Annotated in this window: 23 protein-coding genes; 14 read left to right on the forward strand and 9 right to left on the reverse strand. The window is 39.3% G+C overall.

The annotated features are described in order from the left end of the window. Positions 1-82: 82 nt before the first annotated feature. Positions 83-748: a DsbA family protein gene (locus tag PMI_RS01640; RefSeq protein WP_017827570.1), complete on the reverse strand. Its 666-nt coding sequence runs from the start codon at positions 746-748 to the stop codon at positions 83-85. After that, positions 736-1,608, reverse strand: coding sequence for an MBL fold metallo-hydrolase (locus PMI_RS01645; protein ID WP_004247385.1), 873 nt, complete (start codon positions 1,606-1,608; stop codon positions 736-738). The genes PMI_RS01640 and PMI_RS01645 overlap by 13 nt, the downstream gene beginning before the upstream one ends. A gap of 104 nt (positions 1,609-1,712) precedes the next feature. Between PMI_RS01645 and PMI_RS01650 the strand changes: the two genes are divergently transcribed. Next, the gene (locus tag PMI_RS01650; RefSeq protein WP_012367563.1) at positions 1,713-2,633 is read left to right on the forward strand and encodes a LysR family transcriptional regulator; all 921 of its coding nucleotides are present in this window, start codon (positions 1,713-1,715) and stop codon (positions 2,631-2,633) included. Here PMI_RS01650 and PMI_RS01655 read toward each other — a convergent pair. Further along, the gene (locus PMI_RS01655) at positions 2,610-3,536 is read right to left on the reverse strand and encodes a LysR family transcriptional regulator (protein WP_004244812.1); all 927 of its coding nucleotides are present in this window, start codon (positions 3,534-3,536) and stop codon (positions 2,610-2,612) included. The genes PMI_RS01650 and PMI_RS01655 overlap by 24 nt on opposite strands. A 109-nt stretch (positions 3,537-3,645) precedes the next feature. On the opposite strand from PMI_RS01655, the gene lysA reads away from it, so the two are divergent. Beyond that, complete coding sequence (gene lysA, locus PMI_RS01660) at positions 3,646-4,890, forward strand: diaminopimelate decarboxylase (protein ID WP_012367564.1); 1,245 nt, start codon at positions 3,646-3,648, stop codon at positions 4,888-4,890. 133 nt (positions 4,891-5,023) lie between these two features. Here the strand turns inward: lysA and fadE are convergent, their stop codons facing one another. Next, positions 5,024-7,471, reverse strand: a complete 2,448-nt coding sequence (gene fadE / locus PMI_RS01665; RefSeq protein ID WP_012367565.1) for an acyl-CoA dehydrogenase FadE — start codon at positions 7,469-7,471, stop codon at positions 5,024-5,026. Between the two features lie 238 nt (positions 7,472-7,709). On the opposite strand from fadE, the gene lpcA reads away from it, so the two are divergent. Next, positions 7,710-8,288, forward strand: a complete 579-nt coding sequence (gene lpcA / locus PMI_RS01670; RefSeq protein WP_004244807.1) for a D-sedoheptulose 7-phosphate isomerase — start codon at positions 7,710-7,712, stop codon at positions 8,286-8,288. A 58-nt stretch (positions 8,289-8,346) separates the two neighbouring features. Then, positions 8,347-9,114 carry a class II glutamine amidotransferase gene (locus PMI_RS01675; protein WP_004244806.1) on the forward strand — a complete coding sequence of 256 codons (768 nt, stop codon included), beginning with the start codon at positions 8,347-8,349 and terminating at the stop codon, positions 9,112-9,114. Here PMI_RS01675 and PMI_RS01680 read toward each other — a convergent pair. After that, complete coding sequence (locus PMI_RS01680; RefSeq protein ID WP_004252270.1) at positions 9,085-9,837, reverse strand: L,D-transpeptidase family protein; 753 nt, start codon at positions 9,835-9,837, stop codon at positions 9,085-9,087. The genes PMI_RS01675 and PMI_RS01680 overlap by 30 nt on opposite strands. Before the next feature lie 415 nt (positions 9,838-10,252). On the opposite strand from PMI_RS01680, the gene PMI_RS01685 reads away from it, so the two are divergent. From PMI_RS01685 to nqrM, 8 genes are all read left to right on the forward strand, one after another. Beyond that, positions 10,253-11,593, forward strand: a complete 1,341-nt coding sequence (locus tag PMI_RS01685; RefSeq protein ID WP_004244804.1) for a Na(+)-translocating NADH-quinone reductase subunit A — start codon at positions 10,253-10,255, stop codon at positions 11,591-11,593. 3 nt (positions 11,594-11,596) lie between these two features. Continuing rightward, the gene (locus PMI_RS01690; protein ID WP_004244803.1) at positions 11,597-12,835 is read left to right on the forward strand and encodes an NADH:ubiquinone reductase (Na(+)-transporting) subunit B; all 1,239 of its coding nucleotides are present in this window, start codon (positions 11,597-11,599) and stop codon (positions 12,833-12,835) included. Continuing rightward, on the forward strand, positions 12,828-13,613 hold the full coding sequence (locus tag PMI_RS01695) for a Na(+)-translocating NADH-quinone reductase subunit C (protein ID WP_004244802.1): 786 nt from the start codon (positions 12,828-12,830) through the stop codon (positions 13,611-13,613). The genes PMI_RS01690 and PMI_RS01695 overlap by 8 nt, the downstream gene beginning before the upstream one ends. Continuing rightward, positions 13,606-14,235 (forward strand): NADH:ubiquinone reductase (Na(+)-transporting) subunit D, encoded by a 630-nt coding sequence (locus tag PMI_RS01700; protein ID WP_012367566.1) that lies wholly within the window; start codon positions 13,606-13,608, stop codon positions 14,233-14,235. Before PMI_RS01695 ends, PMI_RS01700 begins: the two co-directional genes overlap by 8 nt. Positions 14,236-14,240: 5 nt before the next feature. After that, the gene (gene nqrE, locus PMI_RS01705) at positions 14,241-14,837 is read left to right on the forward strand and encodes an NADH:ubiquinone reductase (Na(+)-transporting) subunit E (protein ID WP_004244800.1); all 597 of its coding nucleotides are present in this window, start codon (positions 14,241-14,243) and stop codon (positions 14,835-14,837) included. A gap of 16 nt (positions 14,838-14,853) precedes the next feature. Beyond that, complete coding sequence (gene nqrF, locus PMI_RS01710) at positions 14,854-16,080, forward strand: NADH:ubiquinone reductase (Na(+)-transporting) subunit F (protein WP_004244799.1); 1,227 nt, start codon at positions 14,854-14,856, stop codon at positions 16,078-16,080. A gap of 85 nt (positions 16,081-16,165) precedes the next feature. Further along, positions 16,166-17,188: an FAD:protein FMN transferase gene (locus PMI_RS01715; protein WP_004244798.1), complete on the forward strand. Its 1,023-nt coding sequence runs from the start codon at positions 16,166-16,168 to the stop codon at positions 17,186-17,188. 19 nt (positions 17,189-17,207) lie between these two features. Beyond that, the gene (gene nqrM, locus PMI_RS01720) at positions 17,208-17,435 is read left to right on the forward strand and encodes a (Na+)-NQR maturation NqrM (RefSeq protein WP_004244797.1); all 228 of its coding nucleotides are present in this window, start codon (positions 17,208-17,210) and stop codon (positions 17,433-17,435) included. A gap of 156 nt (positions 17,436-17,591) precedes the next feature. Here the strand turns inward: nqrM and PMI_RS01725 are convergent, their stop codons facing one another. After that, entirely contained in the window at positions 17,592-17,804 is a 213-nt protein-coding gene (locus PMI_RS01725; protein WP_004244796.1) for a CsbD family protein, read from the reverse strand. A gap of 93 nt (positions 17,805-17,897) precedes the next feature. Beyond that, positions 17,898-18,770, reverse strand: a complete 873-nt coding sequence (locus tag PMI_RS01730; RefSeq protein ID WP_012367567.1) for a glycerophosphodiester phosphodiesterase family protein — start codon at positions 18,768-18,770, stop codon at positions 17,898-17,900. 235 nt (positions 18,771-19,005) lie between these two features. Here PMI_RS01730 and dinB point away from each other — a divergent pair, with 235 nt between their 5' ends. Then, positions 19,006-20,061 carry a DNA polymerase IV gene (gene dinB, locus PMI_RS01735; protein ID WP_004244794.1) on the forward strand — a complete coding sequence of 352 codons (1,056 nt, stop codon included), beginning with the start codon at positions 19,006-19,008 and terminating at the stop codon, positions 20,059-20,061. Positions 20,062-20,137: 76 nt separating this feature from the next. Here the strand turns inward: dinB and PMI_RS01740 are convergent, their stop codons facing one another. Together PMI_RS01740 and PMI_RS01745 are read right to left on the reverse strand one after the other, a co-directional pair. Then, on the reverse strand, positions 20,138-22,300 hold the full coding sequence (locus PMI_RS01740) for a TonB-dependent siderophore receptor (RefSeq protein WP_012367568.1): 2,163 nt from the start codon (positions 22,298-22,300) through the stop codon (positions 20,138-20,140). Positions 22,301-22,549: 249 nt separating this feature from the next. Then, positions 22,550-24,007: an aminoacyl-histidine dipeptidase gene (locus PMI_RS01745; RefSeq protein ID WP_004252266.1), complete on the reverse strand. Its 1,458-nt coding sequence runs from the start codon at positions 24,005-24,007 to the stop codon at positions 22,550-22,552. A gap of 353 nt (positions 24,008-24,360) precedes the next feature. On the opposite strand from PMI_RS01745, the gene gpt reads away from it, so the two are divergent. Next, positions 24,361-24,822, forward strand: coding sequence for a xanthine phosphoribosyltransferase (gene gpt, locus PMI_RS01750; protein WP_004244790.1), 462 nt, complete (start codon positions 24,361-24,363; stop codon positions 24,820-24,822). Positions 24,823-25,050 lie beyond the last annotated feature (228 nt).

The following is a 25,050-nucleotide window of genomic DNA, read 5'->3' on the forward strand; positions in this document are numbered from 1 at the left end:
TGAATATTAAATAAGAGTGAGGTGTAGAATTTGTCTACACCTTCAAGTCTCTATCATTATTTACTCTATTTTCAGTAAGGTATTACAGCGTTTGCTTTAGAAAAGAGGTCCAACTTTTTGTATCGCCAAAATAATTCTCTACCGGGATCAACTGGTAGGTTTGGTTATCTTCAATACATAGCGTTGGGAAACCACGACCATTTACTTGATGCATTAATTGTTGAGTTTGCTGTATATGTTGAGTTATTTCATACTCATTTACTTGCGTAAATAGCGTCGAAAAAAGGGTGATATCAAACCCGAGTTTTTGTACGATAAAAAATAGCACATCTTTATCACTAATATTTAATCCATCAAGATAATAGGCATCTTGTAACGCTTTTAATAACATGACATCTCTATCGCCCATTTTTCTTGCTACCAATATCGCTGCAATTGGCATCAGTGAGTTTAATGTCATCTCTGTATTGGCGAGGTTATCACGGTATTGCTGGCTAAAAATTTGTCCCGATAACTGGCTAATACGTTCATCGATAGGGGTAACATGCTCTTTCCATGCATCGCCCCCTGTCACTTTTCTTGTCGGGGTAAATAATCCCCCACCATGTAGTGTTAGTACATGTGGGTATTCGTGACTCACTACTTCAATAAGTGGGGCAATGCCGTAGCACCACCCACAAAGTGGATCGTAAATATAGTGCAGCTTTTTGGTGCTATTTTCTTGGTTCACATGGCTTACTGAGGCCATTTCATCTCTCCTTTAAGGACTTTTGCGCTAAGCTCTAAACTCGATTTATCTGCTAAGTCAGGATAACTTTTTTCCATCGCCGCAATAAATTGTTCTGAGTTTTGAGTTTCAGCGAGTTTAGTTTCTGCCTCTTTAAGGTAATTCATTGTGAAATCAACAGAACGCATATCATAATTACTTTTTGGAACATAATGTCCCGGAATAACCGTTTTAGGTGATAACGTTTTAATCTGTTGTAACGCTTCTAGCCAATATTGGCGTTGTGCTTTAGATTGAGTATCTGCTAGCCACACATGAATATTTTCAGACAGTATTACCCCACCCATAATAGCATTCAGTTTTGGCACATAAACATAGGTTCTTTCTGGAGATTGGCTATCTAATCCTTTGATATAGAGTTTTTCACCTTCAAGAGAAAAACTATCACCAGTAACGACTTCAGGAATGATAACTTTTTTAGGGGCATTGTCTTTGAGGACAGGCCCCCAGTAGGCAAGTTTTCCTGCTTGGGTTTCATTAATGATTTTGACGGTGGGAGCTGAGGCAATCACTTTAGCATTTGGAAATGCTTCAGTAATGACATCTAACCCAAAATAAAAATCGGGATCAGAATGGCTGATATAGATATAAGTTAAATTTTTCCCTGATGCTTTAATTTTATCGACTAAGGCTTGAGCATCATTTTTTTGGAATTGAGCATCGATTAAGACAGCATCTTTATCACCATAAATGATTTCAGATGAAACAGGGAATACACTGGCATCACCGGGGTTGTAGATATCTAATGTTAACTCTGTTGCCATAACAGAAGTGGCGAAAAACGCAGTAGTTGCAAGTGTTAAAGGAAGTAATTTTTTCATCTTTATTTTCTCCATCATGTTGATGCGTTCTATAATAGGTTGCATGAAATGGGAGAAAAACCCTGTTTTGGTGAATACATTGTTGCATAAATCGAGCAAATAATATGGACAAAATTAAAGCATCAGAGGTTTTTGTGACCATCGTTAAGCAAGGTAGCATGATTAAAGCTGCTGATTATCTAGGTATGTCTAGAGCAATGGTGACGCGCTATCTTAATGAAATGGAGGAGTGGGCTGGGGTGCGTTTGTTGCATAGAACAACCCGTAAGCAGAGTCTGACTTCCGTGGGAGAATTAGTTTATCAACAAAGTTTACAACTGCTAGAGATGGCGGAGCGTATTCCCGCGAATATTCCCAAAGAGAGTCACCAAATCAGTGGGCTGGTGCGTATTACAACGGCACAATCACTCGCTAATTGTGCATTATCTGTGGCTATAACTGAATTTATACAACTTTATCCTCTTATTGCAGTCGATTTGCAAATATCTAATCAGACAGTCAATCTTATTGAAGAGCGTATTGATATTGCATTGCGTATTACCAACCATTTAGAGCCTAATCTGATAGCCCGCCCTTTAGCAAAATGTTTTTCTGTGGTTTGTGCTCATAAAGATTATTTAGCTAAACATGGTATCCCTAACACGCCGGATGATTTGACTTATCATCAATGTCTCACATATCGCTTTTTTGGCAGTAGCTTATGGGAGTTTAGTTTAGGTGATGAGCGTTATTCTGTTCCTGTAGGTGGTAATTTAAGTGCCAATGAGTCTGTTGTGTTATTGCAAGCCACTTTGCAAGGTGCCGGAGTCTCCTTACAACCTTACTGCTCAGCAAAACCCTATCTTGAACGGGGTGAGTTAGAAATTTTGTTAGCGGATTATCAGCCACAGCCTATGGGAATTTATGCCGTGTTAGCGAGCCGACAAAATATGCCCGCAGCCGTGCGTGTTTTACTGGATTTTCTGGTTGACTGGTTTGCTTCTTCGCCTCATTGGTTGTCATTATCGGGTGAACGCGTGAGTTAATTGTTTTGGATAATTGGCTAAAGTGGTTTTCATCACATCAATAAAATAGCGCACAAGTTGTGATGAGGGGCGATGAGATGGTGTGATCAAACTCACCGTAAATGGAATGGTAAAACTCAGTGGCCGTATACAGAGATCACTATATTGATAATCAAGGGCAGTAATAGGGTTAACGATAGAAACACCAATGCCTTTACTCACCATGGCACAAATTGAGGCCGCACTTTGTGTTTCCATGATCAATTGTCGAGTGATCCCCTGTTTAATAAACATAGCATCAATAAGTTGTCGATAACTATCATTAGCAGATAAGCTGATAAAACGAGTTTGATGAAAGTCTTGTGGCTGCAGTAATGCTTTTTTACTTAACACATGAGACTTTGGCAAAATAGCGACTTCATTTAACGTTAGCAGTGTTTCTTGTTGGGTTCCGGCAGGTGTTTGTGTGTGCTCTGTTAGCCCTAAGTCATAATGTTGTGCAGATAACCACTCCTCTAATAAAGGAGACTCCTGTGGCACTATCGTTAAATTAACCTCGGGATATTGGCTGAGAAATTGTTGGCAAATTGAGGGTAATAGTGATTGAGCAAATGCCGGTAAACAGGTGATATTTAATTCCGCTTGATGAAAATGGCGAATACTATTGGCTGCGGTAATAATGCGATCAAGTCCATAATAAGAGCGCTGTACCTCTTCAAAAAATCTTAATCCTTCCGTGGTAGGTTGTAGGCGACCTTTAATTCTATCAAATAGCTTAAATGACAATAGCTGTTCAAGACGTGATAGTTCGCGACTGACTGTGGGTTGAGACGTTTTCAGTAAATCTGCCGCTTCGGTTAGGTTTTGTGTGGTCATCACTGCATGAAAAATTTCAATATGTCGCCAACTAAATGGAGTTTTCATAAATTTTATCCTATATCACAAGTGAATAGACTATAGCTAATTTGATATTTTTATTCCCGCTTTAATTGCTTAATAATATTTTTATTCACCCTACATTGCTGAGTAAAAAATGATGACAACATCCAACAATGCGATCCTATCTCAATTAGCACAAACTTATGGCACGCCATTATGGATCTATCAAGGTGAGACTATTTCTGAACATATTGAGCAATTAAAAGCCTTTGATGTGGTTCGTTTTGCACAAAAAGCCTGCTCTAACATTCATATTTTACGGTTAATGAAACAGCAGGGCGTTAAAGTTGATTCTGTCTCACTAGGTGAAATTGAGCGGGCGTTGGTTGCCGGTTTCCAAGGTGGTCGCGAGCGTAGTGAAATTATCTTTACCGCAGATTTACTCGATGAAAAAACGATTGAACGTGTGGTTGAATTAGATATTCCGGTTAATGCAGGTTCTATTGATATGCTTCGCCAACTTGGAGAACGTCATCAAGGGCACGCGGTGTGGATAAGAATAAATCCTGGGTTTGGTCATGGACATAGCCAAAAGACCAATACGGGTGGGGAAAATAGCAAACATGGTATTTGGTATGAAGATGTGCCAGAAGCATTAGCGGTAATTAATCAATACAATTTGAGTTTGGTTGGTTTCCATATGCATATTGGCTCAGGGGTTGATTATCAGCATTTAGCGAGTGTCTGTGATGCAATGGTTGAGCAAGTACTCACCTCTAATGTTGATATTAAAGCCATCTCGGCCGGTGGGGGATTGTCAACACCTTATCAGCAAGGAGATAAAAGAGTCGATTTAAACCACTATTTCTCTTTATGGGATAGTGCTCGTCAACGTATAGCGCAACACCTTGGGCATGATATTGAACTGGAAATTGAACCAGGACGCTTTTTAGTGGCTGAGTCTGGCGTGTTAGTGTCACAAGTAAGGGCGGTTAAGTCGATGGGAAATCGTCATTATGTGCTGGTGGATGCAGGGTTTAGTGATTTAATGCGCCCAGCTATGTATGGTAGTTACCATCAAATCACATTATTAGATAAATACGGCCAATTAAAATCTAGCGAGTTTCAACAAGAAACCATAGTTGCGGGGCCTCTTTGTGAATCTGGTGATGTGTTTACCCAGCAAGAAGGAGGAATGGTTGCTCCTCGTTTATTACCTCCGGCAGAAGTTGGTGATTACTTAGTTATTCATGATACGGGGGCTTATGGTGCATCAATGTCATCTAACTATAATAGTCGTCCCCTTATTCCTGAAGTGTTAATTTCACAGGGCATACCTCAATTAATTAGACGTCGTCAAACCATTGAAGAGCTATTAGCGCTAGAAATTAACCTGTAACTTTTACTATTCCTCCCAGTGTGATCATCTCCCAATAAAAAACACCTCATTATTAAATTAAAATAATGAGGTGTTGTATCCGTGTTTCAGTCGTTAAATGGCAGACTATTTATTGACGATCATAACGGCATAATTAGGCTGCTTTATCTGTTTTTATTGTATCAGTTGACGACTTTTTTGCCGGCACCGCCAAGGCATCAAAGTCAAATTCATCCACATTAATACTACGTAAACGGCTTTGCTCCGCTTTGCGTAAGATATCAGCTTCTTCGGGAGTCACTCGTTTATCGGCTAAGGCTTTATCCGCTAATTTATCTAATTGAGTGAAGCTAAATTTCTTTTCATAGAGTCGACAGATACGTTCAAACAGTGGCTCTGCGGCTAAAATATCGAGCAGAGCTTCTTCCATTAAACCATGAGGATTGTGCTCACTGGGTGTGAGGAATTGTCCTTTACCAATACGATCACGGGTTTCAGAAGGTTGTTGGATAATTTGAGCCACTTTACTATCTAACTTATCTGAAGGCAGTTTCTGCACTTTACCCAGAGGGAAAATAATGGCGCGCAGAGCTCCTGCAACAAAACGATTTGGGAAATTGCGTAATAGCTCATCAATGGCATTTTCTGCTTGGTATAAACACTCTTTAATACCCCAGTGTACCAGTGGTAAATCAGCGGTATTACGACCTTCATCCTCATAACGTTTTAGCACCGCAGAGGCGAGGAAAATATGACTTAAAATATCGCCAAGTCTTGCAGAAATACGTTCACGACGTTTTAAACTACCACCTAAAACCCCCATGGCAACATCAGAAAGTAACGCCATGTTGGCACTGAGCCGGTTAATTTGTTGGTAATAACGACGAGTTTCATCTTTTGTTGGCGCGGTACTTAAGCGACCATTAGTGATACCTAACCAAAGGCTACGTAATGTATTACTGGCAACATGGCCTAAGTGACCAAATAAGGCATGATCAAAGTCGTGTAAGTTGTTATCTCTAGCCGCTGCAATTTCATCTAAAACATAAGGGTGGCAACGAATAGCCCCTTGTCCATAAATGATCATGCTACGAGTGAGAATATTAGCGCCTTCCACCGTAATGGCGATGGGGGAGCCTTGATAAGAGCGAGCCACAAAGTTGGAAGGGCCAAGACAAATCCCTTTCCCACCAACAATATCCATTGCATCAATAATCCCGCGTTGCGCTCTATGGGTACAATGATATTTTACGATAGCAGAAAGTACGGCAGGCTTTTCTCCTAACATAATACCTGTGGTAATTAAGGTTGAAGCTGCGTCCAAGAGATAAGCATTACCAGCAAGGCGCGCTAATGGCTCTTCAATTCCTTCCATCTTCCCGATAGGAAGCTTAAATTGACGACGAATTCGAGAGTAAGCACCTGTTGCCATTGCTGCACTTTTTAAGCCTCCAGTGGAGTTAGATGGCAGTGTGATACCACGACCGACTGAAAGACATTCCACCAGCATTCTCCAACCTTGGCCTGCCATTTTTGGACCACCGATAATAAAATCGATAGGAACGAAAACATCTTTACCACGAGTGGGACCATTCATAAAAGGAACATTGAGTGGGAAATGGCGATGACCAATTTCTACCCCTTTTACGTCGGTTGGAATTAAAGCACAAGTAATACCGGGATTTTCATTATCACTCAGTAGATGGTCTGGATCGCGAAGTTTAAAAGCGAGTCCTAATACTGTGGCTATAGGTGCTAAAGTAATATAGCGTTTATTCCATGTGAGACGAATACCAAGGACTTGCTCACCTTGCCAATCTCCCATACAAACCACACCACTATCAGGGATAGCGCCAGCATCAGAGCCTGCTTCAGGGCTGGTTAATGCAAAGCATGGAATTTCATCACCTTTGGCTAAACCAGGTAAGTAACGTTTTTTCTGCTCATCAGTACCATAATGTTGCAATAACTCACCTGGACCTAATGAATTAGGTACACCTACAGTGATGGCGAGAATACCAGAAACACCCGCGAGCTTTTGCAGTACACGAGATTGTGCATAGGCAGAAAACTCTAATCCGCCATACTCTTTTTTGATAATCATCGCAAAGAAACGATGGTCTTTTAAATATTGCCAAATCTCAGGAGGTAAATCAGCTAGTTCATGTGTGATTTGGAAATCATTGGTCATGCGACAAACTTCTTCAACTGGACCATCCAGAAAAGCTTGTTCTTCAGCGGTAAGTTGTGGCTTAGGATAATTGTGAAGTTGTTTCCAATCTGGTGCTCCACGGAATAATTCACCTTCCCACCATGTTGTTCCCGCATCAATGGCCTCTTGCTCTGTCTTAGACATAGATGGCATCACTTTTTGGAAAGCCTTTAGTGCAGGGGCTGAGATATATGCTTTGCGAATAGAAGGAAGAGTGAATGGTAATAATATCAATGCAACGGGCAGTAATAGCCAGTAGCTCCAGATATTGGCTAAACCCATCACGAAAGTATAAGCAATAAGTAAGATACTGCTTACTACAAGGCTGTATTTTCGGTAACTAAGTATACCGATGAGAACTAAGAAAAGCACAATACTGAGTAGGGTCATAATAAAACTCCTGTATTTGCAAGACATCAGAGGTCAGACCTGTTGTGTGTTATTTAGATCTAATGCAGTCACCAAGTTTTAGCAATATTTTTACATTCTAATTACAATGTAGCTCACAAATTATTCGTAAATGAGAGAAGTTAGCATTTGTAGGTAAAGAGGTGCTTCTTTCGTATCATTGGATCCGTTACACTGAGAAATAGATATTTTTTGATCCCTTTTCTGGAGTAAAAATCCTATGTACCAAGATCTTATTCGTGGCGAATTAACTGAAGCGGCAGATACACTCTCTCGTTTTTTACAAGATGATGCGAATATTGAAGCCATTCAAAAAGCAGCTGTATTATTAGCAGACTCATTTAAAGCAGGCGGCAAAGTTTTATCCTGTGGTAATGGGGGATCACACTGTGATGCCATGCATTTTGCAGAAGAATTAACGGGGCGCTATCGTGAAAATAGACCCGGTTATCCTGCTATCGCAATTTCTGATGTGAGCCATATTTCTTGTGTGAGTAACGACTTTGGTTATGAATATGTTTTTTCACGTTATGTGGAAGCGGTAGGTAAAGAGGGTGACGTATTACTGGGGATCTCAACTTCCGGTAATTCAGGCAATATTATTAAAGCCATTAGTGCCGCTCGTGAAAAAGGTATGAAAGTTATTACTCTAACAGGTAAAGATGGCGGAAAAATGGCAGGGAGTGCAGATATTGAAATTCGTGTCCCTCATTTTGGTTATGCCGACCGTATTCAAGAAATCCATATCAAAGTTATTCATATTCTGATCCAGCTGATTGAAAAAGAAATGGAAAAATAACGATATAGTAATATTGCCTTATATGAATAATTAAAGTGTGAGTAAGTAGGAGCGGGCGATGTGTGAATTGTTGGGCATGAGTGCAAATGTACCCACTGATATCAATTTTAGTTTAAGTGGCCTCATTCCTCGTGGTGGTAAAACTGGCCCTCATAAAGACGGCTGGGGTATCACCTTTTATGAAGGATTAGGATGTCGTACATTTAAAGATCCACAAGCTAGTGCCGTTTCACCCGTCGCTCGTTTTGTACAAGAATACCCCATTAAATCACATGCTGTCATTGCGCATATTCGCCAAGCTAATCGAGGTAATGTCAGTTTAGAAAATACGCATCCTTTTACCCGTGAACTGTGGGGTAAAAATTGGACTTATGCTCATAATGGACAACTTAAAGGTTATCAATCACTGGATACAGGGCGTTTTAGAGCGGTAGGACAGACTGATAGTGAAAAAGCCTTTTGCTGGATATTAAATCAGCTTGAAAAGCGTTACCAGAGAACACCATCTAATTGGCCGGCGGTCTTTCGTTTCATTGCTATTTTAGCTGATCAATTGCGACAAAAAGGTGTGTTTAATATGTTGTTATCCGATGGCCGGTTTGTTATGGCATATTGTTCAACTAATTTACACTGGATAACCCGTAAAGCTCCTTTTGGTAAGGCCAAATTGCTGGATCAAGATATTGAAATTGATTTTCAGCAACACACTAAAGCGGATGATATTGTGTCGGTAATATCGACATTACCCTTAACAGGTAATGAATCTTGGCAAAAAATTCCTGTTGGTGAGTTTGTTTTATTTGATCGTGGGTTGCGAATTTTGTAACCATTTACTATCGATACTTTTAGCTAAATTTAATGTGGAAATAGCCTCACGATTATTCACCAAATAGCGACCGTTTTTTACACTAATCGATGGGATCTTTTTGTATTCTTCCACATATTGGTAAGCAGGTGCTAACTGTTGCCAAAAATCCATATTGGCAGAGTATTGGAATTTTTTCATATTTTCGGCTGTCATTTTAAAAGGGAAAATATGAATATTAATGCTCTGTTGGCCATTTTTCAGCGCAAGTTCGGCATATTGGTAGATTTCATCCATCACAGTATCGGTCATTGCGTAGCAACCCACTGATTTACAAGCACCGTGGATCATCAAGAAATCACCGGTATAACCTTGCTCTTGATCGTATTGATTAGGAAATCCTAGGTTAATTGCTCGATAAAACCGACTATTTGGGTTAAGCTGAGTTTGATTAACTTGATAAAAGCCTTCGGGACTTTTTAAATCACCTTGATATTTCTTCGGACCTAATCCTCCCGAATAGCTACAAATGGGATAAGTACGTATTTTCTCTAATTGTCCATCCTGTTTTTCTATATACAGTTCTAGTAAGTTTTCTTCTTTAAATATTTGAATATAGATGGGCTCTCCTGTACTTTTTTTAACAGGTTTGATAAGAAATTTTGAACTATTTTCAGCGTTAACAAATAATGAGGTTAATATTATTGTTAAAAATATGATTAATTGTTTTGCGTGACTGGTCATGGTTTTATCAAAAAAAAGGCTTAAAATTTGTTGATAAACTAGATTGTAGATTGCAATGAAGCAATCAATTTGTAAATTTAAATCTACTATGGTTTCTTTTCTATTACAAAATATTCTGTATAAAACTTAATCGTTGGTCGAGAAATGTGATATTTTAATTCGGTTTATGCGAATTGTTAACGTTTCAGTCAAAATAATATTCCCATTTGCTTGAGCTAAATCACTCGAATAGTCAGACAGGCTGAAACTGAGATGATAAAATTCAGATCGGCAGAATAAGAGAAAATAGTAACAATTATCGGAGATAAATAACTTAGGGTATCAAACTACCTTAAGGTGTTTTTATTACAGAGTCGCTACATTTTCGGGGTGAATTTGTAGCTTAGGGTTTAACTGATAAACTTGTGCAAATCTTATGATTAAAATTAAAAAAGGACTCGACCTCCCAATTGCAGGAGCGCCTGCCCAAGTGATAGAAGACGGACCCGCGATTCGACACGTAGCTTTGCTAGGTGAAGAATATGTCGGAATGCGTCCTTCTATGATGGTTTCGGAAGGTGAGCATGTTAAAAAAGGGCAGGTTCTTTTTGAAGATAAAAAGAACCCCGGTGTAATATTCACAAGCCCTGCGTGTGGTAAAGTTGTTGCCATTAACCGCGGTGAGCGCCGTGTACTTCAATCCGTTGTTATTGAAGTTGACGGCGATGAAGAAGTCACTTTCGACAGTTATGATAGCTCATCACTTTCAGAATTGACCCGTGAACAGGTAGAAACAAACCTAGTAAATTCAGGTTTATGGACAGCGTTAAGAACACGTCCATACAGTCGTTCCCCTAAATTAGGAACCACGCCGGTGGCAATTTTTGTCACTGCGATGGATACTAATCCATTAGCGGCAGATCCTACTGTGATCATTGAACAAAACGAGCAGGCTTTTAACGATGGTCTGATTGTTTTAAGTAAATTAACAGAGGGTAAGGTGCATGTTTGTCATGGTGAAAAAGCACCGGCTAAACTCAATGATGGACAAATTAGCTATAACCAATTTGTTGGCCCTCATCCTGCGGGATTAGTGGGTACTCATATCCATTTTTTAGAGCCAGTCAGCGCGAAAAAAATGGTATGGCATCTTAACTACCAAGATGTTATTGCGATGGGGTATCTCTTTACTACCGGCTCTTTATATACCGAGCGTGTTGTTGCATTAGCGGGACCTCAAGTTAAAGCCCCTCGATTATTACGTACCTGTTTAGGTGCTGATCTTTATGAATTAACGAAAGATCAATTAGTCGATGGTGATAATCGTATTATTTCTGGCTCTATTTTATGGGGTTGGAAATCGGACGAAGCGCATCACTATTTAGGCCGTTTTCATAACCAAGTCTCTGTATTACGCGAAGGTCGTGAAAAAGAGTTATTTGGTTGGGGTTATCCAGGTACTAATAAATTCTCCATTACACGTACCACAATTGGTCACTTCTTAAAGAACAAACGTTTTGCATTTACAACCACAATGAATGGTGGTGAACGTTCAATGGTGCCAATTGGTAACTATGAGCGTGTTATGCCATTAGACATTATGGCAACACATTTGTTACGTGATTTGATTGTCGGTGATACTGACAGTGCTCAAGCATTAGGTTGTTTGGAATTGGACGAAGAAGATTTGGGACTATGCACTTATGTTTGTCCAAGCAAATATGAGTATGGCCCAGCACTGCGCCAAGTATTGACCAAAATTGAGCAGGAAGGGTAACTCATGGGGTTGAAAAATTTATTTGAAAAAGTAGAGCACCATTTTGAGCCCGGTGGTAAATACGCCAAGTGGTATGTACTCTATGAAGCGGTCACAACGGTTTTTTATACGCCGGGTACGGTGACACGTAATGGTTCGCATGTACGCGATACCATCGATCTAAAACGTATGATGATCCTTGTTTGGTTATCTGTTTTCCCAGCCATGTTCTGGGGAATGTATAACGTTGGTCAACAAGCGATCCCTGCTCTTAATCAGTTGTATAGTGGTGCTGAGTTACAGCAAGTGATTGCTTCTGATTGGCACTATGCACTTGCACAGTATTTAGGTGCATCATTGACACCAGATGCTGGGTGGGGAAGTAAAATGCTCCTTGGGGCAACTTACTTTTTACCTATCTATCTTGTTGTATTTGCGGTAGGTGGTTTCTGGGAAGTGTTATTTTCCCTTATTCGCGGACATGAAATTAACGAAGGTTTCTTTGTTACTTCTATTCTGTTTGCGTTAATTGTGCCACCCACATTACCATTATGGCAGGCTGCTTTAGGTATCACCTTTGGTGTCGTAATTGCAAAAGAGATTTTTGGTGGAACAGGACGTAACTTCTTAAACCCCGCATTAGCAGGGCGTGCTTTCCTCTTTTTTGCTTATCCGGCACAAATTTCAGGTGATCTTGTTTGGACTGCCGCTGATGGTTTCTCTGGTGCAACCCCTCTCTCTCAATGGTCTGTTTCTGGTCAAAGTGCATTGTTAAATAATGTCACTCAGCAGCCTATTTCTTGGATGGATGCATTCCTTGGAAATATCCCTGGTTCTATTGGTGAAGTCTCAACACTGATGATCCTAATTGGCGGCGCAATCATTTTATTTGCTCGTATCGCATCATGGCGCATTGTTGCCGGTGTGATGGTGGGTATGATTGCAATGTCATATCTGTTTAACTTGATTGGTTCTGACTCTAATCCATTATTCTCAATGCCTTGGCACTGGCACCTCGTATTAGGTGGCTTTGCATTTGGTATGATGTTTATGGCAACCGATCCGGTATCAGCTTCATTCACTGATAAAGGCAAATGGGCTTACGGTATTTTAATTGGCGTAATGGCTGTGCTAATCCGTGTCGTCAATCCGGCTTACCCAGAAGGAATGATGCTAGCAATCTTATTCGCCAACTTATTTGCACCGCTGTTTGACTATGTGGTTGTTCAGGCGAATATTAAGCGGAGAAAAGCTCGTGGCTAAAGAAAAAAACAAAGATAGCGTCGGAAGAACGTTCCTCGTTGTATTTATTCTATGTCTTGTTTGTTCCGTGGTAGTGGCTGGCTCTGCTGTTGGACTTAAATCTAAGCAAGAAGAGCAAAAGCTACTGGATAAACAACGTAATATTCTAGATGTTGCTGGTTTATTGGTGCCTAAAATGAGCGCCAGTGAAGTACTCAAAGTTTACGATACACGCATTAAAGCTAAGATTGTAAACTTCAAAACTGGCGAATTGACAGACAGTAAAGGCGACTTTGATTTAAATAGCGAACTACGTAGCGATGAAACCTCTATCGCACTATCACCTGAAGAAGATATTGCAAAAATTCGTCGTCGTGCCAATACCGCAGAAGTTTACTTTGTTCTTGATGATCAAGGTAAAACCCAAGAAGTGGTACTGCCCGTCTATGGTTCAGGCCTATGGTCGGTCATGTATGCCTTTGTTGCGGTAGATATTGATGGTGTAACAGCGAAGGGGATTACCTATTATTCTCATGGTGAAACGCCGGGGCTAGGTGGAGAAGTTGATAATCCGCAATGGAAGGCACAGTGGAAAGGTAAACGCTTACTGAATGAAGAAGGTGTGCCTGCTATTAAAATCGTACGTGGCGGGGCATCAGATAGTCCTTATGGTATTGATGGCCTTTCAGGTGCAACCTTAACCTCTAACGGCGTTCAACATATGTTCGATTTTTGGTTAGGTGATAAAGGTTTCGGCCCATTCCTGAAAAAAGTTCGTGAAGGAGAGATCAATGGCTGATACAAAAGAGATCAAACGCGTTTTACTCGGGCCGTTGTTAGATAATAACCCGATTGCCTTACAGGTATTAGGGGTCTGTTCTGCATTAGCAGTAACAACCAAGCTTGAGACGGCACTAGTAATGACCATTGCGGTAACATTAGTGACGGCATTCTCAAACTTCTTTATTTCACTGATCCGCAACTATATCCCCGGCAGTGTACGTATTATTGTGCAAATGGCGATCATTGCTTCATTAGTAATTGTGGTAGACCAAGTTTTACAAGCGTACGCTTATGAAATATCTAAACAGCTTTCTGTTTTCGTTGGTCTTATCATTACTAACTGTATCGTGATGGGACGCGCTGAAGCCTATGCGATGAAGTCACCACCTATCGAAAGCTTTATGGATGGTATCGGTAATGGCCTAGGATATGGGGTTATCTTGATCCTTGTTGGATTTTTACGTGAGCTATTTGGTTCAGGTAAATTATTTGGCATTACGGTGATGGAATCTATCCAAAACGGCGGTTGGTATCAACCTAATGGCTTATTCCTATTAGCGCCAAGTGCTTTCTTTATTATTGGCTTGCTAATTTGGGGATTACGTACATTAAAACCTGCACAGGTTGAAGAGGACTAATTGCCATGGAACATTATATAAGCTTATTTGTTCGTGCTGTTTTTATTGAAAATATGGCACTGGCGTTCTTCTTAGGGATGTGTACTTTCCTTGCGGTATCTAAAAATGTAAAAACAGCATTTGGATTAGGTATTGCGGTAACCGTTGTTCTGGGTCTTTCTGTACCTTTGAATAACTTGGTTTACAACTATGTACTACGCGCAAATGCATTAATGGAAGGTGTTGATTTAAGTTTCTTAAACTTTATCACTTTCATTGGTGTGATTGCGGCTCTGGTACAGATCCTCGAGATGATTTTAGATCGCTACTTCCCTTCGCTATATAACGCATTGGGGATCTTCTTGCCACTGATCACTGTTAACTGCGCTATTTTTGGTGGTGTGTCCTTTATGGCACAACGTGACTATAACTTTAGTGAATCTATTGTATATGGTTTCGGCTCTGGAATTGGCTGGATGTTAGCTATCGTATTACTGGCTTCTATTCGCGAAAAAATGAAATACGCGGATGTACCGTCAGGTATGAAGGGATTAGGAGTTACTTTTGTCACCACAGGGTTGATGGCATTAGGTTTCATGTCCTTCTCTGGTGTTCAGCTATAAAGGGTGAGAAGAACTCATGGATATAATTATTCTAGGTGTTGCGATGTTTACCCTGATTGTATTGGTGCTAACTGCATTGATTTTGTTTGCAAAATCAAAGTTAGTCAATACAGGGGATATTGAAGTTGAGGTGAATGGAGATCCTGAAAAAAGTTTCCATGCGCCAGCCGGTGATAAATTACTCAACGTATTATCAAACGAAGGTATTTTTATCTCATCTGCATGTGGTGGTGGTGGCTCTTGTGGTCAATGCCGCGTAAAAGTACTTGAAGGTGGTGGAGATATTCTTCCTACTGAGCTTTCTCATATTAATAAGCGTGAAGCTAAAGAAGGTTGCCGTTTAGCTTGTCAGGTTAACGTTAAAAATAATCTGAAATTAGAGCTACCCGAAGAGATCTTCGGGATTAAAAAATGGGAATGTGAAGTTATCTCAAATGATAACAAAGCCACGTTTATTAAAGAGTTGGTATTAAAAATTCCTGAAGGTGAAGTGGTACCTTTCCGTGCTGGGGGCTTTATTCAGATTGAATGTCCTCCTCACACTGTGCGCTATGAAGATTTTGATGTTCCTGAAGAGTATCGTGAGGATTGGGATAAATTTAATTTATTCCGCTATGTTTCTGAAGTTAAAGAGACCACAGTGCGTGCATACTCCATGGCGAACTACCCAGAAGAGCATGGCATTATCATGTTAAACGTGCGTATTGCGACACCGCCACCACGTAATCCTGATGTGCCACCGGGAATTATGTCATCTTATATTTGGTCATTAAAACCGGGTGATAAAGTGACAATTTCAGGGCCGTTTGGTGAATTCTTCGCAAAAGAAACTGATGCGGAAATGATCTTCATTGGTGGTGGTGCTGGTATGGCACCGATGCGTTCACATATTTTTGATCAGCTAAAACGCTTACATTCGAAACGTAAAATTAGCTTCTGGTATGGTGCTCGTTCTGTGCGTGAAATGTTCTATACAGAAGATTTTGATATGCTGGCTAAAGAGAATGAAAACTTTACTTGGCATGTTGCGCTGTCAGATGCATTACCGGAAGATAATTGGACGGGTTACACCGGCTTTATTCACAATGTGCTCTATGAAAACTACCTTAAAGATCATCCAGCACCAGAAGATTGTGAATTCTATATGTGTGGACCACCAGTGATGAATGCTGCGGTGATCAAAATGCTTAAAGATTTAGGCGTAGAAGATGAAAATATTATGCTGGATGACTTTGGTGGTTGATTTTTCACATAAAGTAGATAAAGCATAACAGTATGAAATGACAAGCGCCCACTAATGTGGGCGCTCATGATCAGAAGAGAGATATATGTTAAAAAGAAAGATGATGCATGGGATCTTGATGCTATGTGCACTGGTTTTCTTATCAGCCTGTGGTGAAAAACAGCAGGTGTTAGAAGGCGAAACGATGGGAACTTACTATTCAATTAAATATGTTCCTAGTAGTGATTCACCTTCACAAAGCGTCTTACAAACAGAAATCGATCGTATTCTTGAAGAAGTGAACGATCAAATGTCAACGTATCGTCCTCAATCTGAATTAAGTCGTTTCAATCAAAGTCGTGAAATTAATACGCCATTCCCAGTTTCACCCGCTACTGCTAAAGTCGTTAGTGAAGCGATTCGTATTAATAAAATTACGGATGGGGCTTTAGATGTTACTGTTGGGCCTTTAGTCAATTTATGGGGGTTTGGCCCTGAAGGACGTTTTACTCATCAACCTTCAGCCGATGAACTAGCTAAACGTAAAAAATGGACGGGAATTGATTACCTTGCAGTGGAAGGTAATACATTAATTAAAAAAATACCTGAGCTTTATGTTGATCTCTCTTCTATTGCTAAAGGTTACGGTGTTGATGCTGTTGCCGAATATTTGATTTCTCAAAATATTACCAACTATATGGTTGATATTGGTGGTGAGGTGAGAACACAAGGTGTTAATGGTAATGATAAACCTTGGCGCATTGCGATTGAAAAACCTGCTAATGATGGCACCACACAGAGTGTACAATTAATTATTGAACCGGGTGATAATTCGATTGCGACATCGGGGGATTATCGTAACTATTTTGAAGAAGATGGCGTCCGTTTTTCTCATACGATTGATCCTACAACAGGTCGCCCAATCAAACATAACCTTGCCTCTATTACCGTAATTGTACCTACTTGTATGAGTGCTGATGGTTTATCAACAGGGTTAAATGTTCTGGGGCCTGAAAAGGGCTTAGAGGTAGCAAATAAATTAAATATTCCTGTTTTTATGATAGTTAAAACTGAAAATGGGTTTGAAGAGCGTTATAGTAAGGCATTCGCCCCATTCTTGAAAAAGTAGAATTTAAGGAGAGAAGGTTATGTTAAAAATATTTCTTTTTGCCTTCATCTTGTTCTTACTGGCATTCTTTGGAATGGCTTTAGGATATATTGTTAAACGTAAAAGTATTCAGGGCAGTTGTGGTGGTTTAGGCTCTATTGGTATTGAGAAAGAGTGTGATTGTCCTGAACCTTGTGATGCTCGTAAAAAAAGAATGGCGAAAGAAGCTGCTCGCCAAGAGCTATTGCAAAAAAACCGCATCTTATAGTTTGGTTATCGATGCATTTTTTTGCTAACGATAGATTTATCAAGTAATAGCTAAAATAAAAGAGTGACGTATATTTTATACGCCACTCTTTTTTGTTTAGAAAAATCGCTTTCAGATAAGGATATTAAGCTTTTTAATACTGTGATTAAGTCGCTGCTACTTCCAAGGATAAGGGTTACTGCCTTCCCACTCTAATACTTCTTTTTTTGCCTCATCATAAGAATAGCCATAATGCTCTTGGAGTTTCCCTATCAGTTGCTCTCTGGTTCCTTCAATAATATCCAGTTCATCATGGGTGAGTTTTCCCCATTTTTCTTTCACTTTTCCTTTAAATAAATTCCAGTCACCAGAAGCTTTATTATTTAACATCTTATTCCACCTAACTTATTTCTGTTTATTGACACTATTAAGTGTAGAAGAGAAATGTATTAAGGTAAAAAAGCGCCAATGTCGCAACGATGTTTACTCTTTTCTGAATGCTTTTATTTTAGCTGGAGAATCAACCATAACTGCATCAGCACCTAATTCTACTGCTTGCAAATAATCTTTCTCAGTATTGATACCGAATAAAACGATATGCGCATTACCCCCCGCACGAAAACAAGACATCGCATCTTTGTCCCAACTTAATACAGCCGCTGAACGAGCTTCACCTAAGGTATATTTTTCAACCACCTCAACTTTTCTGTGCAGTTCAAGGCCATACCAACGTGTGATATCAAGATTTTCTGGCAGTAAACAGATATGTCCCATAGTAATATTGGCTAAGATATCGCGGGTAACATCACGACTTTCAAAGCGTTGTACGTTATCAGGTAACGCATCTAAAAAAGCACTATTGGTAGAATAAACACGCGTTCTCTCTAACGCATTATGTTTGCTTAATACCGAAGCTAATGCTTTGCCTTGTATAACGGGATCGGCATCAGGTGATTTTAAGTCAATATAGAATTGTGTTTTAGGAAATTGAGTCAGAATATACTCCAATGTCGGGATAGTAACTCCTTTATTGCGATATGGAAATTGTTGTGCTTCCCCATATTTATATCCTGCATCCCATTGCGCCAATTCTTTGGCAGTAAAGGTTGAAATTGCCCCTTGCCCATTAGTGAGGCTTTTTAGATCACTTGGACGATAAAGAACAGGGACATTATCTTTAGACAGTTGAACGGTTATCCAAATTGCATCAGCTTGATTGCTTAGTGCTGTTTTGATAGCAATTTCGGTATTTTCAGGTGCATCCGCTGTGCCACCTCTGTGTGCAATAATTTTAGGAGAAGTCATAACAAATACTGAGTAAAAGAGGAATGAAATTGCAATAAATATTTTGATCATATAACTCTATTTCCTTGTTTTATATTTGATTTTCAAATAATTACGATAAAAATAAAAAGAGCAGAATAAGTTAAAAGTAATCTATCATTACTGTGTGACATTTCTATAAACAAACGTACTTAATTAAAATAATAATCACTAATATCACTTAAAATAGGTATAGATCAGGGAATAAAAATTGTAGTTAATGGTTATTTACTGTATATTTAAACAGTAAATAGCGTGAGGTGATTGTATGCGGAAAATTATTCATGTCGATATGGATTGTTTCTATGCTGCGATTGAAATGAGAGATAACCCTACATTAAAAGAGATCCCTATTGCAGTCGGTGGTAATGCTTCTCGTCGAGGTGTTATCTGTACTGCTAATTATCCTGCTCGCCGTTTTGGTGTCCGTAGTGCCATGTCAACGGCTACGGCATTAAAATTATGCCCTCATTTAAAAGTATTGCCCGGTCGCATGGCATTATATAAAGAGACTTCAGCTAAAATTCGTCAAATATTTGCCCGTTATACAGATTTAATAGAGCCGCTTTCATTAGATGAAGCTTATCTTGATGTCTCTGATAGCAAACACTGTCACGGCTCTGCCACATTGATAGCGCAACAGATCCGCCAGCAAATTTTTGCTGAACTTAACCTCACGGCTTCCGCCGGTATTGCGCCGATTAAGTTTCTCGCCAAAATAGCATCTGATTTAAATAAACCGAATGGACAATATGTGATCACCCCTGAACAGATGGATGACTTTATTTTAAAATTACCATTAAATAAAATTCCGGGAGTAGGAAAAGTCACCTTTGCTCGATTACAAGAGATGGGATTAGAAACCTGTGCTGATGTTCGTGGTACGGATGTTATTTCCTTAGTGAGAAATCTAGGTAAATTTGGGCAAAGCTTATGGGAGCGTAGCCATGGTATTGATGAGCGATTAATCAATCCTGAACGTTTAAGAAAATCTGTTGGTGTTGAGCGCACACTGGCTGAAGATATTGATTCATGGGATGAGTGTTTAGCATTGCTTGATGGATTATATGATGAATTAGAAAAACGATTAAGCCGAGTGAAACCTGATCTTAGAATTGCGAGACAAGGGGTTAAATTAAAATTTGATGATTTTCAGTTAACCACCCAAGAGCATTCTCATCCTATTTTAGAAAAAACGGATTTAATTGATATTGCTTATCAGGCATGGCATGAACGTCGAAATGGCAGGGGAGTAAGATTAGTCGGTTTTCATGTCACGTTGCAAGATCCACAAATGGAACGACAACTTCTTTTAGCATTATAAGTATTAAAAAACCATAGCGAGCATCAAGGCGCACTATGGTTAATGTATTTAAATATACTTTTTAATTAATAGATGATCACCAGCGGTAATTTATCGTTGCTGTCATGGTTCTGCCAATGCCATAAAAACAGGCAGTTTCACCCGCACAAGAGGCAACATAGTGTTTGTTGGCAATATTATTCATATTTAGTTGAACTTCAGCCCCTTTTAAAGAGGAGGATAACTCGCCTAAAGAATAACCTACCATGGCATCATACAAAGTGACTGCAGGTACACTAATCGTATTTTTAGTGTCACCTTGAGATACACCGATATATCTCACACCAAAGCCCGCTTTAGCACCATTAAATAGCCCTGATGTTTCATCATACTGCCCCCAAAATGATGCCATATGTTTAGGAACCCGTGGTAATTCTTTTCCTTGTGTACCTGCGGTGATGGTTTTTCTCACTTCAGTATCGGTATAAGCATAGCTACTAATAAATGATATATTTTCAGTTAATTGGCTATTAATTTGCGCTTCAATACCACGGCTTCTAATTTCACCTACTGGCTCAAAATAGGCTTTTTCAGCGTTATAGTTAGTCACATTACGTTGTTGTAATTGGTAAATAGAGAGTGTTGCTAATGTCTGTTCATTTGGGGTGAGGTATTTTATTCCTACTTCTAATTGACGTCCTTCACTTGGCTCAAATGGTGCACTACCCGGAGCTCTTCGTGTCTGTAAATTAGGTTCAAAAGAGGTGCTATAACTAATATAAGGTGAAATACCATTATCAAAGGCATAGAGTAGACCCACTCGACCGGTTAGCTTCTGGTCGTCTTGTTGGTCTTTGCTGCTTTTGATGTGATCATAGGTACGAACTTGCGCCCAATCTTGGCGTAATCCCCCTAATAAGATCCAGTTTTTCCATTGGATCTGATCTTGCAAATAGATCCCTAACTGGTCGTGTTTTTGTAATTGATTTGTCACCGGTTTTTGTAAACTGATATCAATAGGATAATGATAATTAGGATTTCGCCAATCCAGATCATATTCTGGGCCCATCGCTTGCAATAAATTGTCTTTATTTTTACTCCATTGATAATCAATACCTATAATTACTGTATGCGCTAATTTTTCAGTATCAAAATCAGCTTGTAGTCGAGTATCAATACCAAATGTATCTGTTTCTCGTTTTTCCTGTTGAGCTCGGCGTTCAAGAATATAAGGGTTATCTTTTCTTAATGAACCAAAAACAAGATATTTATATTTTTGTTTGATATGGCTATAACGGGCATTTTGGATCAATTTTAATCTATCATTAAATTCATGTTCAAATTCATAACCAACGCCATATTGTTGACGCCATGATTGGTGATAATCAGCATTATTTACATTGAAATCAAATGGAATGGTGCCTTCGGGTGTTGTTTTGACCGTACCATAAGCTGGCAAAAAATTACGGTATCCCGCTTCGGGCTCTTGTTGAATAAAACTTAATAACGTTAAACGTGTCTGCTCATTTGGCAAAAAAGTGATGGCAGGGGCAAGGGCAAATCGTTCTTCTTTATAGTCTTTAATTTGAGTTTGTTGTGTTTTTGCTAATCCATTAAGGCGATAGAGAATACGATTATCATCACTTAATGAGCCTGCAAAATCAAAAGCTGTCTCTGCTAATTTATCATTTCCTACACGTGCTTGAATATGATTAATGGTTGTTGAAGTGGGTCTTTTGCTGGTCATTGCCACAAGACCACCTGGATTTAATTGACCATATAGAACAGAAGACGGGCCACGGATCAGCTCAACTCTCTCTAATAGCCAAGGGTCAATAGCTCCTGTAGAAGATGAGGCTCCCATACCATAACTAAGTCCATCAAGAAAGCGAGGGGCATAGCTATACCCACGAATAAAGATTTCATCATTTCGGTTTGAACTGCCGCGATATTCAGTGAAAACGCCAGGTGTATACCGCAATGCTTGAGAGACAGAACTGACATCTTGCGCATCCATCTGGTCACGTGTAATGACACTGATTGATTGTGGTGTCTTATCTATATCACTAAGTATTTTATTTGTTGATAGTGTTTTTGTTGCCACTAAACCTGAAATTGGTCCTTGCGGATCTTGTGAGGGGGATGCGGTAACAATGATTTTATCAGGTGAATTTTGTGTCATTGCGGCATGAATTTGTAACGATAACAGACTGAAGGGGAGAGTAAGTAATAGGTTGGTAGCAATAATTTTTTTAGACACTGTTGATCCCTTTAAATTTTTAATTTTTCTTTACCTAAAATGCGGTAATGGTGAAAATACCATTATGTAAATATTAATACTAATGATAATTATTATTATTCTATAAATTATTTTTATTAGTATTAATTTTTTATTACAAAATAGTATAAGAATTGGCTTTTATAAGGTGGGTTGGGAATAAGTTATAGGGAGATAAAATAACAAAAAACCCGCCTATTAAGCGGGTTTGATAACTGTTTTTAAGTAGAATTATTTAGCCGGGATCGCTTTTAAAATAGCTGTCAGTAACTGCCAGTATTGGCCTACACTCTTAATGTGTACTCGCTCATCCGGTGAGTGTGCACCGCGAATAGTTGGCCCAATAGAGACCATATCCATATCTGGATAAGGTTTTTTAAATAGACCGCACTCAAGACCTGCATGGATCACCATAATATTTGGCACTTTATCAAATAGTTGTTGATAAGTGTCGCGTACTAAGTGCATAACCGGTGAATCCGCATCAGGTTTCCAGCCAGGATAACCACCTTTGGTTTCGATATCTGCTTGAGCAAGTTTGGCTAATGCTGTCAGCATGCTAACAACATAAGTTTTACCGCTATCAATCAGAGAGCGAATTAAACATAGGATTTCTACTTTATCGTCAACAATACTCACTACACCGACGTTTAATGAGGTTTCAACCACACCTTCCACATCATCACTCATGCGAATAACACCATTTGGCATGGCATTAAGTAAATTGATAGTGCGAGATTGACAATCAGCAGTAAATACTGGTTTTTCGGTGCTAGTATCTGTTAATTCGATAGCTAGATTTTTTTCAGCAATGGCTAATTCACTTTTTAATAGCGCTTCAAATTCTGTGGTAATGCTATTTAATTGAGTCGCTTTATCCGCAGGAATAGCAAAAATAATATGCGCTTCACGAGGGATAGCATTACGCAGTGTACCACCATGGAAATCAATTAATTTTAGTGCTAATTCATCCGCATGTTCAGCAAGGAAACGCGCTAATAATTTGTTTGCATTACCTAAACCTAAATGAATATCACCACCTGAGTGGCCGCCATTTAGGCCTTTTAGTACCAGTTTTTTGACGATATGGTTTGCAGGAATAGCTTCATAAGTGAGGTCTACCGTGGTTTTAACATCAATACCACCGGCACAACCCATATAGATTTCGCCTTCTTCTTCTGAGTCTGTATTAATCAGAATATCTGCTTGTAACCAACCAGGCTGTAGTCCAAAAGCACCATCCATTCCAGTTTCTTCTGTCATGGTTAACAATACTTCTAAGGGGCCATGTTTAACAGTATCGTCAGCTAATACAGCGAGTGCAGAAGCCATACCAACACCATTATCTGCACCTAATGTGGTGCCTTTCGCTTTTACCCATTCACCATCAATATAAGGTTGGATAGGATCTTTGGTAAAGTCGTGTTCGGTATCGTTATTTTTTTGTGGCACCATATCTAAGTGCGCTTGTAAAACGACTGTTTTACGATCTTCCATACCTTTGGTGGCAGGTTTACGGATTAAAATATTTCCTACCGCATCGCGCTCAACAGATAAACCTTTTTCTGTCGCCCAAGCCATAATGTGGGACGCTAAGGCTTCTTCATGGTATGAAGGGTGTGGAATTGAACAAATTTTTGCAAAAATATCCCATAATGGTTGTGGGGATAGAGTAGATAGTTCAGACACGATGGATCTCCTCTAACAGCATCTGTGTTATGAATAGCCTACCGCTTTCTTAAGGGTTAGCTTTATTATTCTGAGCGTTATTCGCCAAATATAATTGAGAATATCACTTTCTTTTGATGAATGCGTCATTCTCTTACGTATCTATCTAATAATTTGGATTTCTGTGTTGGTGTTCGCTTTTTTATTGCGTGTTTTTTAGACAAAAAAAATACATATCAGGAAAAATGAGGATTATCTCGACCATTTTTATGTTTTCTCTGGTTTTTGAACGCTCAAATCACTATAATCTCGCGCAACCTTTTTTTCCGCAAAAAAGCTTCTCTCGAATTTCAAGTAGCTAGGATCACAATATTATGAGCGAAAAATATGTTGTAACGTGGGATATGTTGCAAATACATGCCCGTCAATTGGCACAACGTTTGTTACCAGTCGAACAATGGACAGGCATTATTGCCGTCAGTCGTGGTGGATTAGTTCCTGCCGCATTACTTGCTCGTGAATTGGGTATCCGCCATGTGGATACTGTCTGTATTTCTAGCTATGATCATGACCATCAACGTGACCTCAAAATCTTAAAAAAAGCAGAAGGTGATGGTGAAGGTTTTATCGTTGTTGACGATTTAGTTGATACAGGTGGCACCGCAAAAGTTATCCGTGAAATGTATCCGAAAGCACATTTTGTCACTATCTTTGCTAAGCCAGAAGGGCGTCCGTTAGTTGATGATTTTGTGGTCGATATTCCACAAAATACCTGGATTGAACAACCTTGGGATATGGGCGTTATGTTTGTTCCCCCTGTTTGTGATAAAAAATAATTTATCTTAATCAATTAATTCAAATATATTGATAAAATCCTCGTTTATTGAACTGACCCCAGTTCCTATGCGAGGATTTTTTATATCGGCTTTATTTTTGATGACCTTACGCTTTTCCTATCTCTTCGTGCTGATGTTGATCTGCTATTCCACTGTAGAAGTGAAATCCATGTTATGATATGAGCAGAATTTTGAGCCTCATTATACGATACACACTGATTTGAAGAG

Source organism: Proteus mirabilis HI4320 (assembly GCF_000069965.1).
Classification (GTDB): Bacteria; Pseudomonadota; Gammaproteobacteria; order Enterobacterales; family Enterobacteriaceae; genus Proteus; species Proteus mirabilis.